The sequence below is a fragment of the Acinetobacter sp. AB03 genome (assembly GCF_058107045.1).
The window spans coordinates 3019801-3038057 of record NZ_JBUEBA010000002.1; the positions used below are offsets into that span (position 1 = coordinate 3019801).

The following is an 18257-nucleotide window of genomic DNA, read 5'->3' on the forward strand; positions in this document are numbered from 1 at the left end:
AAGACTGAGAGTCTCAGCACATCTGACTCTCAATCTTCAGCACGGACTAAATTACAGTCCAATTTCTTCCAATGTTTTGCCTTTGGTCTCTTCACCCAAAATCAAAATTACCGCTGCAACCGCAAGCAACACTGCGGTAAACATCATGAAAATCGCACTAAATCCATTGCTCTGTACCATCATATGTGTCACCACCATCGGTGCAACAATACCGCCCATACGACCAATGGCCGATGCCCAGCCCGAACCAAAAGCTCTGATATTGGTTGGATATTGTTCTGGGGTATAGGTATACAACACTCCCCATGCACCAAGGTTAAAGAATGACATCAGACAGCCCCAGAACATGATCATGCTCACAGTGTCAGCTTGACCAAAGAAATACGCGGAAACTGCACACATGCCAATAAAACCAGCCAAGGTTGCTTTGCGTCCCAGCTTTTCGACCAGCCATGCTGCGGCCACATAGCCCGGAAGCTGTGCCAAAATCATCACCAGTACATATTCAAAAGACTGAACAATGCTATACCCCTGCTTCACCAGCAAACTGGGTAACCATGTAAAAATGCCATAATACGAATAAACAATGCCAAACCAAATCAACCATAACATCAAGGTTCTACGCGCAAATGCCCCCGACCAGAGCTGTGTAAAAGACACGGTCTTTTTTTCTGCCACCGGTTTAACGATGATATGCTCGATCACTTCCACACCACATTGACGTTCAATCTGCTGCACCAAGGCATGCGCTTCCACAATACGACCACGGTTAATGAGATAAGGAATTGACTCAGGCACTTTGAACCAAATCACAATGGCGTACAGTGCAGGAATTCCACCGATTAAGAAGGCCATATGCCAGTCAAATTTTGGAATCACAAAATACGCCACCAATGCAGCACAAAGCCAACCTAAGCCCCAAAAACTTTCTAGCAGCACGATAAAACGCCCACGCACCTGCGCAGGAATGTATTCACTGACCAAGGTCACCGCTACTGGCAACTGTCCACCCAAACCGAGACCCACAATAAAACGAAACACCAACAACCATGTTAAGTTCGGGGCAAAAGCACAGGCTGCCGTCGCTAAACTGTAAATCACTAGGGTCGCGGCAAAAACTGTTTTACGCCCAATACGATCGGCCAGACCACCTGAGCACACCGCACCAATGGCCATTCCGACAAAGCCAATTGAGACCACCCAACCTTTTTCGGTTGGGCTCATGTGCCAGTCTTCGGCCATTTTTGCCAAAATAAAAGAAATCAGCCCCGTGTCCATGGCATCGAACATCCAGCCCAAGCCAATGACCCACAACAAGGTGTAGTGAAATTTACCGATCGGTAAGCGTTGTATGCGAGAAACTAAATCCATAGCTCGGCCTCTAAAGCGGGAAAAGATAGCAGGCTGCTTTCTCAACAGGCTTTATCATTATGTGCTTTTTTTATACAAATAAGGCAGTCAAATCACTGCTATTTTAGCTGGCATCTTTCGAGGAAGCCGATTGCTCATCATCGTCTTGATAAATGAATTTTGGCATTTCTAAGCCAAAGTAAATCGCGATTAGACGTAAGCTAAAACCAAAGATCAAAGTCGAAATCACGGTCAGCTCAAGTGATAAACCGAGCTGAATGCAGCCCCAATAGAAAATCACCGCGACAAAAGAAATACTGGCATACAGTTCACGGCGGAAGACCAAAGGGACGTCATTACACAAAATATCACGTAAGATACCGCCCGATACCCCTGTCAGAACTCCTGCGACCGCAGACACCACAAAACCATGTCCCATTTCTAAGGCAATTTGACAGCCAATGATGGTAAAACCGATCAGGCCCAGAGCATCGAGCACCAAGAAGATATTACGTAAATGGCGCATCCACTTGGCAATCAAAATCGTCATAAAAGCGGCAAAACAGGTCAGCATCAAATATTCAGGATGCTTGACCCAAGTCAGCGGATAATGTCCTAATAACACATCGCGGACAGAACCGCCGCCCAGCGCTGTGACACAAGCAATAATCACTACACCAAACCAATCCATACTACGCCGACCCGCCGACAGTGCACCTGTCATTGCCTCTGCTGTGATCGCTATAATATAAATAATAGTGAGTAACATCGCCTGGATTCCATATAGGCTAATTGATGCGCGCTATTCTAAGCCAAATTTGCTTAAAATTATAAAAATTGTGCACAACATTGTTTAAATTTTTTCCCTGAACCGCAGATGCACGCTTGTTTCATGGTGATATGCATTTCAGTGGTTGGATCTAAAAAATACCATGCCTCTGCATGTTTCACAAAATGTGAAATTTCATGATGTATCTGTGGCGATGTGCCATCATGATAATAGGCTTTGAACTCGACCATGGCATGGTTTTTATCGAGTTTTTCATTGGCCTGCACGACGTCCAACTTCAACCATTGATTGCTTCGACTCCACTCTGCAATTGCTGCAACATCTAGAGCCTGTTGCTGCCCCAACGCTGTGGTTTGTACAATGTAATCAATTTGTTGTTTAGCAAAAGCACTATAACGTGAGCGCATAAGTTGAGCCACGCTCTGCGCATGACTTTGTCCCAAGTGCAAAGGCTGACAGCACTGCTTATATTCGCCCTGTCCACACGGACACTCAACATTACTCATGATTTTTCCATAAAAAATAGCTCGACATTGCGAGCTATTTTAACCTGTTCAAACCAGATTACGGTTTGTTTTAAGAGGATTCCTTGTGCAGATCCGACTTTGGAATCACATGCACCTTTTCAATTTTGTGCCCATCCATCGTCACCACTTCAAAAATACAACCATCTGCTTCAAGGCTAGAGCCATTTTCGGGTAAACGACCTAAATGAAAGAGGATATAGCCTGACAAGGTTGAGTACTGATCAGACTCGTCGACCAAATCACGATCCAACAATAACGACACATGGCGAATATCGGTTGAACCATCGAGCATCAAGCTACCATCTTCTAAACTTTCAGCCACATTATCTTCTGCATCTTCATCAGGGAACTCCCCTGCAATCGCCTCTAATACGTCAATCGGCGTGGCAATCCCTTCAATCGAGCCGTATTCGTTCAAGACCAAAGCCATTTGCAACGGTGCTTGACGCAATTGTTCCATCACCATCAGGACTTGCGCATTTTCATGCACAATCACAGGTTCACGTAAATGTTTATCAAAATCGAGGATACCGGTTTCGATATATTCGTTTAAAACTTTATGGGTCAGCACCACACCTGCGATGTTGTCTAACTCGCCCCGTGCCACGATTAAACGTGAATGCGTAATACTGAGTAGTTGTGATTTGATTGAGGCTTCTTCATCCTCTAAATCAATCCACTCCAACTCTGGACGTGGGGTCATCACGGACTTCACTGGACGTTCAGACAAACCCAGCACCCCTTGTACCAAGACACTATGATAGACCCCATTTTCAGGATCAAATACTTCATCCGCGTAGGCGCGAGTTGCCAATACATCTTCAGGCTCAGAGGCATGATCACTACTTTTACCGCCCAACATTCGCAGCACCGCAGATGCAGTTTTATAGCGAAGGTCTGTGGTGGTGACCATTTTTTCTTGATTACGGCGCATGGTTTGGTTGATGAATTCAACAACCACCGAGAAACCAATCGCGGCATATAAGTAGCCCTTTGGAATATGGAAACCAAAGCCTTCTACAATCAATGAGAAACCGATCATCATCAAGAAGCCGAGACACAAAATCACCACGGTCGGATGTTTGTTGACAAATTCCATCAAGGCTTTCGATGCCCACAACATAATGCCCACGGCAATAATCACCGCAATCATCATTACAGACAGGTGTTTAACCATACCGACTGCGGTAATCACCGAGTCTAAGGAAAACACAGCATCCAAAACTACAATCTGAACGATCACCATCCAAAACACAGCATTGGCTGGACTTTCTTCTTTCTGAACCACTTTGGCGTCAATACGTTCATGCAGTTCCATGGTGCCTTTAAACAACAAGAACACCCCACCAAACAGAAGAATCAAATCCCGTCCTGAGAAAGGATGATCGAAGATATGGAACAGCGGCTCGGTCAGTGTCACCACCCAAGCAATTGAGGCCAACAGCACCAAACGCATTAAGAGTGCAAGGATCAAACCAACAACTCTAGCCGTATTGCGTTGTTCTGGTGGAAGTTTCTCCGCCAAAATCGCAATAAAAACCAAGTTATCAATCCCCAGCACAATTTCCAGCACCACTAAGGTGAGTAAGCCCACCCACGCAGAAGGATCAGACATCCATTCAAATATCATGTGATCTGCTCCTGTCGAGGGAATGTATAACGCGCATAATGATTAGGCGAATAAAAATGAAGATTCAGCACTGCTCGCTGTAAATTATTTTCGGAAAACTGAAGATGTCTTGAGCGACAACTACCACTACCCATGTTCGTTCTTGTGTTGTAAAACAGGAAATAAGTATAGGCAAGATCTAAATGAAATTCATCTTTTTTTCAAAAGCGCACTGTTTTAAAGGATTTAACAAATTATTACCCGATTGTGAGATTAAATACAGCTTGCAGTCACATTTCTTGCTTAAACTATGAAAGAAAAAGTAGATAAAGTAAAAGGTAAAAACATACGCCATGAATAGTAAATTAAAAACATCCTCTCTCAACACTGAAGTAAACGTTCAAACCACGCAACCTCTGATCGCACTTTATTGCGGTTCTCGTTCGGGCAATAAACCGATTTATCAAGAAAAAGCGATTGCACTGGCACAAGGTTTAGCTAAACAGGGTTTTGGTCTGGTTTATGGGGGGGCAAGTATTGGCCTCATGGGACAAGTGGCCGATGCCATGATTAGCCACGGCGGTGAAGCCGTCGGCGTCATTCCAGAATTTATGCTGGATTATGAAATTGCGCATCACCAACTGACCGAATTACATGTTGTACAAACCATGCATGAGCGCAAAGCCTTAATGGCCGAACGTGCAAGTGCCTTTGTCGCACTACCTGGTGGTTTAGGCACTTTTGAAGAAATTTTAGAAGTGGCAACCTGGGGACAACTGAACCAACACCAAAAGCCGATGATGATTTATAACGTCAATGGTTTCTATGACGCACTGATTACCCAGTTGGATCATGCAGTAGAAGAAGGTTTTCTACCGCCACAGCACCGCGCAAAACTGATTGTGTGCAACCATGCTGAACAGATTTATTCAGCCATTGCCAACCTCGGCAGTCCAGCACACTTTGCCATTTAAACCCTGTTCTTAATGCCATAAAAAGCGAGCCTAGAGCTCGCTTTTTAAACATGTGCGGTTATTGTCCATAATGGGTGACAAAGTTATAGAACCACGGCAGTGTGGTCGCCAAAATCACGGACATGGCTAAGCCAAACATCAATTTCATCGCATCTTTACTGACGTTACGCGAAGTGCGGTGTTTGTTCACTTCATCAAAAATCATCGACATTGCAAACTCACGACCTGCAAGTAAACCTAAGAATACCCATGTGGTACTCATTGGAATATTGCTCCACTCTTTGAACACCAACAAAATGAGGGCATACATAAAGTCAATAATGGTCGCTGCACGAATATCGGTAACACCTGTTTTGGTATCGACAATCTTCTGAATCGCACCACCACGTTGGTACAAAATCACCGCCAACAACACCACAAAGACCGTGATGGCAAACAGTAAAAATGAAAACGGCACTTGACGGGGTACATAGACAAAAATATTGGCCAAATCTTGAATCAGCCACTGACTCCACAGAAAAGCCGTAGAGACCCACTGTAGCCCAATCCAAATATGCGATGGTTCTTGATTACGGGTTTTCGCAAAATACTTCGCGACTTGGCGCATTACAAAACGATAGACAATAATCGCAACCACAAAGGCCACCGCATAGCCCATCATCGATTTCACCATCATCGAGCCTAAACTTGCAGGCGAGAAAATGGTTAAGACTAAGAAAGTGGTACTGACGGGAATTCCGTATTTGGTTAAAAATAACAGTAAAATCGGTGGCACAATATAGAGCCACGTGACCCCACCCTCAGGAAAAGGGATCGTTTCTAAACGACCATATGATGCATCCCCCACACCGGATGCATACCAACCATAAATCAACACCACCACCAAAATGGTGCTGATAAAGAGCCAAAGCACCCACCATGGACGATGTGCATTGGATGAAATAAACGTACCTAATGTCTGTGGCACATCATTTCCGACGATAGAATAAGCGGCTAAACAAAAGCCTATCACCATCAAAATTTCGATTGTCATAAAACCAACCTTTTGAATAATTTATTCCAAGACAGTGCCCTTGGACGTTTGCCAAAGATTATGACGGTTTTATTTCATTTTCATGACATCCTTGTCATATATTTTTTGTAGCGCCATAAAAAAGAACACCGTAGTGCTCTTTTTTCAAAGTCAAAACTCAGTTTTTTTAATTGAGTTTGACTTCATAAACCGCTGTACTACCACTGACTTCATTTCCCACCACCAACAGCGGGCGACCATTGGGTGAATTCTTCGCCGCGATGAAAATCAAACCTTCTGGGCCTAAGTCACCTTGCTTCGTGACTTCTGTTTCATTGGTATTGCGATGGTTCAGATACTGAACCAATTTAGCCTGATTCGGGTTGCTAATGTCATACACCATGATGCCACTGGCACGCTCAAGTCCAATAAAGGCAAAGGTCTTTGCACCAATTTTACCCAATGTCACGCCTTCAGGTTCAGGGCCTTTATTGTCACTACGGTCATCAAATTTAAATGCTTCATGATTGCTATTAAATTGATGTGGAAACAACTCCGCAATTTTTCGCTCAAACTCACTCCCCGAGTCCCATACAATCTGCTTGGTTTCAGGGTCGACAATACTCACCGAACGGCCACCATAGGCATATAATTTGTCATAAGTCAGACGACCATTTTCATCCAACTTCGGCAGACCTGTTAGTGGATCTTTTTGATAACCTTGCGTCCAACTAATGGTCAAACGTCCAATTTGTGAGTCTTTAATTAAATTATCCGCGCAGACTTCTGTTGCATCAGCCGTTTGACAAGGTTTAAACACCTCTGGGTTTAATTTCGCCCCTTTTACGCCCGGTGCAAGCTGACGTAAATGCGCGGCATAATCACCTTTGGCGTCAAAGCCTGCTTTTTTAAACAAATGTTTGATGCGTATCTCTTCAGCATAACCAGCATTTAAGTCCCCGCCTTCAAAGTATTTGGCTTCATCGCTTAGCCATTCACGGGCATCCCCCTCATTGGCTGTGACCAAATAGGTTTTGCCATTGGCTTGATATTGTGCAATGGCATCGGGCATATACATGCCATATAGCCCCGGCCAAGAGCGAATATTAATCATGCCTGCATCTTTTGCACATTCTGTAATACTACGTCCCAAAGAGTCTTGACCAATAGCACAGTCACGGTCACTTCCATCCAAGGCATTTTCAGGCAAACTATGGTCCTTGTAGCCCATCGGGAAAAGATCAACAAATTGATTTTTTGCTAAGTCTAAAACCCCAATCGCATTGTTTTCTTGCAAACTAACCCATGCTTTTTTACCATCAGCACTGACTGCGATGTACTCAGGCTCTAGGTCTTGTGCAACTGTGGTCGTTTGAATACCTGCTGTCGCTACATTTGGATATTGACTGATGTCTGGGCCAAAAATACGAATGCCTACATCTAATAAGTCTTGTTTACGGTCATTCCATGCGTGGAAGCCCGCAATAGTTGCTGTTGGTTTTTGAATATCTGAAATATCAATAATGCTGACCGAACCTTCAGGATCGACTTGATACCCTTCATTCGGTTCCGCTTCATTCGCTACCAGTACTTTTCGACCATCAGGCGTGAAGGTCAACATATCTGGCAAAGCCCCCACGTTGACTTGGCTGATAAAAGAGAGATCCTGTGCTTTAAAGAAAGCCACAATACCCGTTTGGGTTTTATCCTCAGCCTGAACCGCCAGTGCCACGATGCCATTATGCACCGCGACACTATTCACTTCGGAATTGGCTAAATAAGTTTTGGCATCCAAAGATTGGATATATGTCGGCTGCGCTGGTTGGGAGAAATCTAAAACATCGACCATGCCTTTTTGTGCATTCACCACGAACAGACGCTTACTCGCAGCATCATAGGCGGGGATTTCAGCTGCACTCTGTCCAAATATTCCCGACTCATAACTTGCAAGATGAACCAGTTCAATACTATTCGGCGTGGCTTCCTCTACCACAGGCGGTGATGTGATGGTTTGCGCATCATCACTGTCATTACATCCTACTAAGCCCAACCCCATGCATGCTAAAAAAACGGCACTATAAGTTTTATTCATCATGATCTAAATATCGGTTCAAATTTGACCAATGTATGACGTACGCGTTGCAAACACATGACGTAGAGATGTCAATTTGATGGCATGTGATAAATGCACATTCGCAACAACAGTCCAACTTAAATTAAGCTAAACTGTTTAAAAATTTCACTTTGTTGTATCTATGAACCAAACGCCGACCCATCAAGCACTCGCTCCTGAGTACCGTCTTTTGGTACTTTTGGTTTCGATTGGCTTTTTTATGCAAGGCTTAGATACCACCATTGTGAATACCGCTCTACCCGCTATGGCAGCCAGTTTGAATGAAGATCCGCTGCAAATGCATAGCGTGGTGGTGGCCTATGTGCTTGCCGTTGCTGCCTGTATTCCCTTGAGTGGCTGGCTCGCCGACCGTTTTGGAGTGCGCAATACCTATTTCAGTGCCATTATCATTTTTACCCTTGCCTCACTGGGCTGTGGCTTTTCTGAAAGCTTAAATGAGTTATTGTTCTATCGCGTACTACAAGGTGTGGGTGGTGCATTATTACTCCCTGTTGGCCGTTTAGCCATGCTCAAGGTCATTCCGCGGACGCAATTCTTATCGGCCATGAGTTTGATGAGTCTCGCGGGACTAATTGGTCCACTGATCGGGCCAACACTCGGGGGCTGGTTGGTCGAAGTCAGTACATGGCATTGGATTTTCCTGATTAACCTCCCCATGGGACTGTTAGGGGTCCTGATTAGTTTTGAAGCCATGCCGAATGTCACCGAGCAGAATGTGCCTCGTTTTGACTTTTGGGGTTTTATCCTGTTGGTCATCGCCATGGCAGGACTATCTTTAGGGATTGAAAATTTTGCCAGCCCACACCTGACTTTATGGTGGAGTATGGGGCTGATTGTACTGAGCTTGGTGACTGCGCTTTGGTATGCCTATCATGCACATACCCATCAAAATGCGCTATTTCGCAGTAAACTGTTTCGTAACCGCATTTATGCCGTGGGTATTTTAGGTAACTTCTTTGCTCGCCTCGGTGGCAATGCCATGCCTTTTTTGATGCCACTCATGTTACAAGTGGCTTTCGGTTTTGAACCCTTTGTGACCGGACTCTTAATGATTCCGACCGTGCTGGGTTCACTGGCGTCTAAACCCATCATTCGTCACTTGATTCAGCGCTTCGGGTATCGCCACGTGCTTTTGGTTAACACCTTGTTGGTCGGTGCATGTATCGCCAGTTTTGCCCTCAATACCGCAGACACCCCAACTTGGCTGCGCGCGCTGCATTTCTTTGTTTTTGGTATGCTGAACTCCCTGCAATTTGTGTCTATGAATACCCTCACGCTGAAAGATTTACCGCAACAAGATGCCAGCAGTGGCAACAGTTTCTTGTCGATGATCATGATGGTGTCGATGAGTATTGGTGTGGCTCTGGCGGGTACTTTGGTCAATGTTTTTACAGCGTATTGGGGCACAGATCACATCGTCATGGCATTCCATAACACCTTGATTGTATTGGGCTGTATTAACCTGATTACCGCGGCCATTTTCTGGCACATCCCCAAAGATACCGTGGATGAATAACAGATACGAAGTACTGCCATTTACTAACCATAATCATCATGGTCAGTTCCGCAAATTCGAGCTATGATGATGAGCTAAAAACCAATACCTGCAAAAGCATGCCCGCTAGAAAAAAAGTTTCCACGCCGTCAAAAACCTCATACCCCTATTACATACTTGCCTGTGTAGTGATGCTATGTGTCGGACTGGGAATCACCTATTTTTTCTTGCAGAACAATGTCGCATCTGCCCAAGAGTATCCGGTAAAAGGCTTTGATGTGTCTCATCATCAGGGCGACATCCAATGGCAATCGATTTCTCCCCAAGAGTTTAAATTCGTTTATTTAAAAGCCACTGAAGGGGGCGATTTCAAAGACCGTAAATTTCAGGACAATTGGCTCAAAGCCCGTGAACAAGGTTTTTTGGTCGGGGCCTATCATTTTTATCGTTTATGCCGTGATGGCCAGATTCAGGCGCAGAACTTTATCGAAACTGTGCCGAAGAAAACCGATAGTTTGCCGCCTGTGATTGATTTGGAATATGACAGCACCTGTATCAACACCTATACCAGAGAACAGCTGCTCAAAGAAATTCAGGTCATGCACGACCAACTGTATCAACACTATGGTTTGCAACCCATTTTTTATACATCTAAAGCATTTTATAATATTGTTTTGGTCGATGAATTTAAACAAACTCCCCTTTGGATTCGTGAATATCAAGGCCAGCCTGAGCTCAAAGGCAATCCGAAATGGACCTTTTGGCAACACACTAGCCAAGGTCAAATTAAAGGTATACCAACCTTGGTGGATCTCAATGTATTTCAAGGTTCAGAACAAGATTGGATCAGCTTTTTAGAGCGCCAAGGGCTTTATCAACTGCCACAAAACTTACCGATCAAGTAGAGCAGTTTCAAGCTCATCTTTGAAGTTCAAATACAAAAATACCAAGTCAAACTATGTCGCTTATGCCGCATACAGGACTACGCAATCGATCTGAATAGTGCAATACTGACTTAGGTTTCAACATTAAAATTCAGCATGCGAAAAATCATTCACATCGACATGGATGCCTTCTATGCCTCTGTGGAGTTACTTGATCGTCCCGACTTAAAGCATTTACCTGTGGTGATTTCTTCACACCATCCTCGTGCCGTCATTGCAGCTGCATCCTACCCTGCACGTCGCTACGGGCTCCGCTCTGCAATGTCGATGACTCAAGCCAAAAAACGCTGTCCTCAAGTGGTGGTGATTGAACCTAGTTTCTCTAAATATCGTGCGGTCTCAGCGCAAATTCATACAATTTTTCAGCGTTATACCACACTCATTGAACCGCTTTCCTTAGATGAAGCTTATTTAGATGTGACGGGAAATTTACAACAACTGGCCAGCGCCACAGAAGTTGCTGAACGCATCCGCGCTGATATTTTTCAGAGCACAAGACTGACCGCCTCTGCGGGTGTTGCACCGAATAAGTTTCTAGCCAAAGTTGCTTCGGACTGGAATAAACCCAATGGTATCTGTGTAATTAAACCCTCACAAGTTCAGCAGTTTATTCAGCACTTGCCGCTTAAAAAAATTCCTGGAGTAGGTAAAGTCATGCAAGAAAAATTACATGCGCTCAAACTTGAAACTTTAGGTGATTTACAGCATGTGGATGAAAATATCCTGATTCATCATTTTGGCAAGTATGGCAAACAGCTCTATCTATATGCACAAGGGATTGATGAGCGTCCTGTACAAGCGGAACGAGAACGTCAGCAAATTTCAAAAGAAACCACTTTTGATGATGATTTAACTATTGAACAGTGTCTCCCATTTTGGCCCAAGTTGATTGCACAAGTCTGGCAAAGCTTAGAGAAAAAGCAACTGTATGCCCGCGGTGTCACCGTCAAACTGAAACTGAAAAACTTTCAAACCCTACAGCACAGTAAAAGCTTCAAAACGCCATTAAAGCATCAAACTGAACTACAAATGACCTTAGATATCTTACTCAAAGAAATGCAAATCACACCGGATCAACAATTTCGTCTTATCGGTGTTGGGGTCTATGCACTTTCGACTCAAGAGCCTCTACCCCAGCTCTCTTTGTGGTCGGACTGATTGCTCAATCAGTCATTTTTTAACCAAAAGAACAAAAATAATGCAATTTAGCATTCACAAACTGTGTTTTTAGAGTAATCTAATGATGCGCTGCATTTATCCATGTAACCGCTGAGATGCTAAAACTTACCTTTACTTTTAGCATACGTCCTGTGATTGGCGTGACGATCAAATCCGAAGATTACAGGACATCTCTGATATTTATCATGGTATTCCCCCTCTATATTTCAGAGCAGCGCTCTAGTAGCATCAGAATAATCCAATATTTTAAAATATACTGTTATAAAGTCCGCATAAGATTGACCTATTAATCGCGTTCCTTCATCTTTTGTAATTCCCACGTCGAAATATCGAATCCATCCTCTGTTCACATGCACTTATAACAATAAATAGAGTTCTTCACGCTGTAAAATTCTGCACCTGATTGAAAGCCAACATCGTAGCCATCTGTCATACATGAGTTTGTGGTAGGCTATTGAACTACATTTTTATGTTCTATTTTTATACTCATCACACAGGATGCATACATCATGACGGTTCAACGTTTGCATGTCTCAAATCGTTTTTCTGAAATTGCTGTTTCAGGTAATTTGGTTCATTTAGCAGGACAATTGGCGTCTGACTTTGATCTCGATATTAAAGGTCAAACCCAACAAACATTCGACATGATTGACCAATTTTTAGCTGATGCAGGCACAGATAAAAGCCAGATTTTATCGGTAACGATTTATTTGAAGAATATTGAACAAGACTATGCAGCGTTCAATGAAGTTTGGGATGCTTGGGTTGCAGATATTGATGCATTACCCCGTACCTGTGTTGAAGCTAAACTTTATGATCCACGAGTATTGGTAGAGTTAACCGTTGTTGCAGTGAAACCTGCATAAAAAATACACTCATCATAAAAACATGAGTTTTCATGTTTTTATGATACGTGCTGAGATTCAGTTAGCCGATCAGACGTAATTTTCGAGTTTGTGCTGCATTATAGTAATCATATTTTTTGGCTACACGCGTATCTTTAGTCAAACGCGACGAAGCATAAAGATCGCCATAAAAATCTTCACGTAACTGATGATAGTCAGGCACTTCTTCATAACGAATCACTTTATAGCCAGCCATATCGAGGATCGCATCCTGAAACTGTGCCTTTTGTGGACGTTTCAATGAAAGCGGATCTTCTAAAGCAACCACTGCCAAAACTTGTTGTGCACTATCCATAATCACAAAATCAGCCACCAAATTGCGGTATTTGTTTCGTGTACGTGAAAATTTTGTCGTGAGTAAGGCATCATAAGATACATGCGCCAGCACAGTATGATGCGGTAAAATTTCTTTCAAACGAGTATAAGTCAGTTGCTCATGCATACTAAAAATAGCACGTTGTCTTAATGCACTATCTTGCTGCTTGGTCTTAGGGATCAACGCTTTACTCGCTAAAATCATGACCAGTATCAACAACACGCTACCAATTACCATATAAGTTGTCATATTTGTATCCTTTTCATCTTTATTATAATTTTCGGTATCACACCGATTTTTATCCGATCAGTATAACCTACTGACCATTTACCCAAACCACGCAATAAAAAAACTAAAGCTAAAATCAAACAAACGCTGATAAAACTAAACAATTTTTTGCAATGTCATCCGTTGTAACACGCTTTGTTTTAATCCGAATGACATTTTGGCTCTGTAGCCTATCTACACTGTAATAGAGTGATTCATTCACGTGCAATATGATTCTTCGGATTGACCCAATTTTCCCGACGGATGGCAGAAAAGCCAATCTTTGAGCTATTTTTCTAACGCAATAAAAAAGATCGATCCTAAAAAAGGATGCCGTAGCATCCTTTTTTATATTCAATTGCCATTAAGCACGTGACTTAGACTTTGGTTTTGACTTTGAATGTCCAAATGGCTTCTTGGCGTCACCTGTTTCACGCGGCGGCAAACCTGTATGCTGCGTTAAAATCTGACCACGTTCAGGACGCTTCTTGGTATTTGATGGACGAGATTGATTTTTCGCTTGTTGGTTACGGCTATCACAATTACGTTTTTGCGAATCACCATCCACGGTTGAGTTTTTCTTCCGAGCAGACTGATACTGACCTTCTGTCCCTTGCGGTTGATAGGTTGGAATCAAATGCTGTTTCGAGTTACCAATCAAGTCTTGGCGGCCCATCTCTTTTAAAGCATCGCGGAGTAAAGGCCAGTTGTTTGGATCATGATAACGTAAGAATGCTTTATGCAGACGACGACGCTTCTCACCTTTCACAATATCCACATCTTCAGTATATCGCGCCACTTTGGCTAATGGGTTTTTACCCGTGTGATACATGGTGGTCGCTGTGGCCATTGGTGATGGATAGAAAGTTTGTACCTGATCGGCACGGAAACCATTTTTCTTCAGCCAAATCGCCAAATTCATCATGTCATATTCAGTCGTACCCGGATGTGCTGCAATAAAGTACGGGATAAGATACTGCTCTTTACCTGCTTCCTTACTGAAACGATCAAACATTTGCTTGAAACGATCATAGGTTCCGATGCCCGGTTTCATCATCTTAGACAATGGACCTTTTTCGGTATGTTCAGGCGCAATTTTTAAATAACCACCGACATGATGCTGAACCAATTCTTTGACATATTCAGGGTTTAGTACCGCCAAGTCATAGCGTAAACCTGAGCCAATTAGAATCTTTTTGATGCCTTTAATGGCGCGTGCTTTACGATATAACTGCGTTAAAGGTGCATGATCCGTATGTAAGTTTTGACAAACACCCGGATAAACACACGATGGTTTACGACAGTTCTTTTCAATTTCAGGGTCTTTACAGTGCAAACGATACATGTTTGCTGTAGGCCCACCCAAGTCAGAAATGATGCCAGTAAAACCCGGTGCAGTATCACGAATCTTTTCAACTTCACGTAAAATTGATTCTTCTGAACGGTTTTGAATGATGCGTCCTTCATGTTCTGTAATCGAACAGAAGGTACACCCGCCAAAACAGCCACGCATAATGTTGACCGAAAATTTGATCATGTCAAATGCAGGGAAACGCGCCTCCCCATAGACAGGATGTGGTAGACGTGCATAAGGCAAATCAAACACATAGTCCATTTCTTCCGTGGTTAACGGAATCGGCGGTGCATTTAACCAAACATCACGTTCGCCATGCTTTTGTACCAAAGCACGCGCATTGCCTGGATTGGTTTCAAGGTGCAAAATACGGTTGGCATGTGCATATAAAACGGGATCATCTGCCACTGCTTCAAATGCAGGCAAACGAATCACAGCCAGTTCACGCGGCGGTAATTTATGTTTAATTGCCTTTGAAGATGGCTGTAATTGCACAATTTGTGTATCAGGATCAAGTTGATCCCCTTCACGAACAATTTGATTCGTCACAATTTCTTTTTGGAAATTTTGGTATTGGGTTAAAGAATTACCCTTATCTTTTTCAATTTCACAGCCATCTAAATCTTCAGTCATCACATATGGATTGATAATCGGATCAACACGGCCAATGGTATCCACATCATTTGATGCAATTTCCACAAACTTGGCTTTAGATGGACGGTTTAACTTATTCACGATAAATGCCGTGCCACGAACATCGGTAATTTCGTGAATTTTTTCGCCTTTGGCTAAGCGATGCATCACCTCAGTAATTGAACGCTCACCATTACCATACATCAAAAGATCGGCTTTTGAGTCCATCAACACTGAACGACGAACTTTGTCTGACCAATAGTCATAATGTGCAATACGACGTAAAGACGCTTCAATTCCACCTAACAATACAGGTACATCTGGAAATGCTTCACGCACACGTTGGCAATACACCGTTGCTGCACGGTCTGGACGTTTATTAGGTAAATTATCTGGTGAATAGGCATCATCAGAACGGATTTTACGATCAGCCGTATAACGGTTGATCATCGAATCCATGTTCCCAGCAGTCACACCCCAAGCGATATTTGGCTTACCCAAAACGCGGAATGCTTCAACATTAGTCCAATCCGGTTGTGCAATAATCCCGACACGGAAACCTTGTGCTTCTAACGTACGGCCAATAATGCCCGAACAAAAGGATGGATGATCGATATACGCATCACCACAGACCAAAATAAAGTCACAACTATCCCAACCGAGTTGGTCCATTTCCTCGCGCGACATCGGCAAAAATGGCGCAGGTTCAAAACATGACGCCCAATATTTGTCGTAATCAAACAACGCTTTAGGCGCGGTCTGCATAGTATAAGCAGTAGACATGGCTAGCAATTCTCGGCTGGCAGATGAAAGATCTCAAATAAAGATCAAAGATGAAAGCCGATCATTTTACCATGAATTACATTCAGCTTGCTTGGTTAAAAAAGCATCATATACAGCACGTTATCATTTATTTTTTTATGCAAACGTAATTTCGAAGTTTTTATTTAAAAAGAAACAATTTGACAGTGAAGAGACAAAAGCTGGCCCTTCATTCCTTAAAGAATAAAGACCAATGTCCAATCACTTGGGACAGTAAGCAATACATCGAGACCCAACTGACTCAGCTGAATTATCCAGCAAAGAATGAAAAATTAACATCAACTATGGCTATGCCAATCTCTCAGAATATCCCTCACTTTATGACGCTTTTATTTAAGATCTCATCCATTTCCTTTTAAGATTCTAATATTTAGATTAATGAAAGATGCTGCTAAAAATAAACACCATCTTTCATCATGTAAAAACTCAAATCAGTTGAGTTCTTTCATACCAACTTTATTCTTTTTGAGCGGTCGATAAGTCCATAATCAACTTTGTCGCTAAATATAAACGCGGCACAATACTTTCGACCAGAATATATTCAGCATTATTCGAATGTGCACCATCACCAGATAAGCCCATGCCTTCTAAAATCGCTGCTTTCGAATTTAAGCCAGCAAATGCAGCATCTGTACCACCACCTGTTGCTTCAGACAATACTTTCATTGGTAAATTAAAATCAGTTTTGTAAATAAGCTGTGCTTGTTCAGCCAATTTTTTTGCCTGTGGGTTTGCCATTAAAGGTGGGCGACGCATTTCAAACTTTAACTTAACTTCACTATCAGCTAACTTTTTATGTTTAATCCTTTCCTGTAATACACGTTCCACTTGCTGAAAATCTTTAACTTGCAAGGCACGAACATCTGCTTGTGCAGTTGCAAGGTCTGGAATCACGTTACGCACTTTACCTGCACTCGCCACCGTCCAGTTTAATTTCAACCCCGTTTTAGGATTGGATAAGTCTTGTAACTGTAAGATTTGATGTGATAATTCTGTTAGTGCATTTATGCCTGCTTCAGGCTTAACCCCTGCATGTGCAGATTTCCCTTGAACCTCTAAATATGCTGCACCAATCCCACTGGTGGCTAAACGTAAACTGCCGTCTTTACCACCACCTTCAAATGACAAAACCACATCTTGGTCTTGTGCAGTCTCAGTAATCAGTTCGCGTGAACCTGGCGAACTGATCTCCTCATCGGAGTTAAGTAAGACTGTGATCGTGCCATAATCTTGATAATTCAACTTTTTCAAAAGATCAAGCGTATGAATAATCGCAGCAACCCCCTGTTTATCATCTAAAATTCCGAGACCAAAAACTTTATCCCCTTCCATTTTAAAAGGTTGGTCTTTCAACATCCCTGTTAAATACACCGTATCCATATGAGCAATTAGCATAATTTTACTGCTGCCTTTACCCTTCAAAACAGCTTTTACCATTGGACCAGTCTGTTGGGGTGTATCATCCATACGATATATATCTTTAGCTTCTACAATACTGACCTCAGCACCTGTCATTTTTAATTGTTCGGCGACATATTTAGCGATCTTATTCACGCCGACAAGATCTTTACTCCCCGACTCAATATTGACTAAAGCCTCTAGAGTATTTAAATAATTCTTTTTTTCTGATTCAACCAGTTGTTTGACCTGATCATTAGATACAGCATGTACTTGCCCAAAAGCCAAACAGCTCAACAACGCACATGAAATTAAAGGAAGTTTTTTCAGTTGATATTGAATTTTATTAGACATACTCATTATTCCATTTAAAGATATTACTAACAAACTATGAACATTTGATCGACTATCCAATATTTTTAAAATCTTAAAGCAAAAATGTTGGGTAGATTAAATGTCATGATCGATAAATAAGTAAATCAGTATGTATAAAGCAATCCTAAATATAAATTAGACGATTGATTCATTTATTATTTTAACCTTCCTTG

General features: G+C 42.6%; 15 protein-coding genes. 6 read left to right on the forward strand and 9 right to left on the reverse strand.

The window, feature by feature from the left end:
• Positions 1 to 51 precede the first annotated feature (51 nt).
• The 4 genes from niaP to ACY3FQ_RS15160 form a co-directional block, all read right to left on the reverse strand.
• Positions 52 to 1371, reverse strand: a complete 1320-nt coding sequence (niaP, locus tag ACY3FQ_RS15145) for a niacin transporter NiaP (RefSeq protein ID WP_201953250.1) — start codon at positions 1369 to 1371, stop codon at positions 52 to 54.
• A gap of 103 nt (positions 1372 to 1474) precedes the next feature.
• A complete protein-coding gene (locus ACY3FQ_RS15150; protein WP_004692884.1) occupies positions 1475 to 2119 on the reverse strand; it encodes a trimeric intracellular cation channel family protein in 645 nt (214 codons plus the stop codon).
• A gap of 59 nt (positions 2120 to 2178) precedes the next feature.
• Positions 2179 to 2646, reverse strand: coding sequence for a YchJ family protein (locus ACY3FQ_RS15155; protein WP_058868708.1), 468 nt, complete (start codon positions 2644 to 2646; stop codon positions 2179 to 2181).
• 70 nt (positions 2647 to 2716) lie between these two features.
• On the reverse strand, positions 2717 to 4297 hold the full coding sequence (locus ACY3FQ_RS15160) for a TerC family protein (protein ID WP_058868707.1): 1581 nt from the start codon (positions 4295 to 4297) through the stop codon (positions 2717 to 2719).
• A gap of 332 nt (positions 4298 to 4629) precedes the next feature.
• Between ACY3FQ_RS15160 and ACY3FQ_RS15165 the strand changes: the two genes are divergently transcribed.
• A complete protein-coding gene (locus ACY3FQ_RS15165) occupies positions 4630 to 5250 on the forward strand; it encodes an LOG family protein (protein ID WP_287166737.1) in 621 nt (206 codons plus the stop codon).
• Positions 5251 to 5308: 58 nt separating this feature from the next.
• Here the strand turns inward: ACY3FQ_RS15165 and ACY3FQ_RS15170 are convergent, their stop codons facing one another.
• Together ACY3FQ_RS15170 and ACY3FQ_RS15175 are read right to left on the reverse strand one after the other, a co-directional pair.
• Positions 5309 to 6283: a hypothetical protein gene (locus ACY3FQ_RS15170; protein WP_004692891.1), complete on the reverse strand. Its 975-nt coding sequence runs from the start codon at positions 6281 to 6283 to the stop codon at positions 5309 to 5311.
• Positions 6284 to 6449: 166 nt separating this feature from the next.
• Positions 6450 to 8357 carry a choice-of-anchor I family protein gene (locus ACY3FQ_RS15175; RefSeq protein ID WP_279682029.1) on the reverse strand — a complete coding sequence of 636 codons (1908 nt, stop codon included), beginning with the start codon at positions 8355 to 8357 and terminating at the stop codon, positions 6450 to 6452.
• A gap of 160 nt (positions 8358 to 8517) precedes the next feature.
• Here ACY3FQ_RS15175 and mdtD point away from each other — a divergent pair, with 160 nt between their 5' ends.
• From mdtD to ACY3FQ_RS15195, 4 genes are all read left to right on the forward strand, one after another.
• On the forward strand, positions 8518 to 9912 hold the full coding sequence (gene mdtD / locus ACY3FQ_RS15180; RefSeq protein ID WP_287166735.1) for a multidrug transporter subunit MdtD: 1395 nt from the start codon (positions 8518 to 8520) through the stop codon (positions 9910 to 9912).
• Positions 9913 to 10010: 98 nt separating this feature from the next.
• The gene (locus ACY3FQ_RS15185; RefSeq protein ID WP_489774301.1) at positions 10011 to 10796 is read left to right on the forward strand and encodes a glycoside hydrolase family 25 protein; all 786 of its coding nucleotides are present in this window, start codon (positions 10011 to 10013) and stop codon (positions 10794 to 10796) included.
• Between the two features lie 135 nt (positions 10797 to 10931).
• Positions 10932 to 11993: a DNA polymerase IV gene (dinB, locus tag ACY3FQ_RS15190; RefSeq protein WP_436905378.1), complete on the forward strand. Its 1062-nt coding sequence runs from the start codon at positions 10932 to 10934 to the stop codon at positions 11991 to 11993.
• Between the two features lie 530 nt (positions 11994 to 12523).
• Positions 12524 to 12880 (forward strand): RidA family protein, encoded by a 357-nt coding sequence (locus ACY3FQ_RS15195; RefSeq protein ID WP_436905379.1) that lies wholly within the window; start codon positions 12524 to 12526, stop codon positions 12878 to 12880.
• 61 nt (positions 12881 to 12941) lie between these two features.
• Here ACY3FQ_RS15195 and ACY3FQ_RS15200 read toward each other — a convergent pair whose 3' ends face one another.
• On the reverse strand, positions 12942 to 13484 hold the full coding sequence (locus tag ACY3FQ_RS15200; protein ID WP_004692898.1) for a DUF2726 domain-containing protein: 543 nt from the start codon (positions 13482 to 13484) through the stop codon (positions 12942 to 12944).
• A gap of 382 nt (positions 13485 to 13866) precedes the next feature.
• Entirely contained in the window at positions 13867 to 16272 is a 2406-nt protein-coding gene (locus ACY3FQ_RS15205; protein WP_178928449.1) for a YgiQ family radical SAM protein, read from the reverse strand.
• Here ACY3FQ_RS15205 and ACY3FQ_RS15210 point away from each other — a divergent pair.
• Positions 16271 to 16498, forward strand: coding sequence for a hypothetical protein (locus ACY3FQ_RS15210; protein WP_010325666.1), 228 nt, complete (start codon positions 16271 to 16273; stop codon positions 16496 to 16498). The two genes, ACY3FQ_RS15205 and ACY3FQ_RS15210, sit on opposite strands and share 2 nt — an antisense overlap.
• Positions 16499 to 16767: 269 nt before the next feature.
• Here ACY3FQ_RS15210 and ACY3FQ_RS15215 read toward each other — a convergent pair whose 3' ends face one another.
• Entirely contained in the window at positions 16768 to 18063 is a 1296-nt protein-coding gene (locus ACY3FQ_RS15215) for a glutamate carboxypeptidase (RefSeq protein ID WP_178928450.1), read from the reverse strand.
• Positions 18064 to 18257 lie beyond the last annotated feature (194 nt).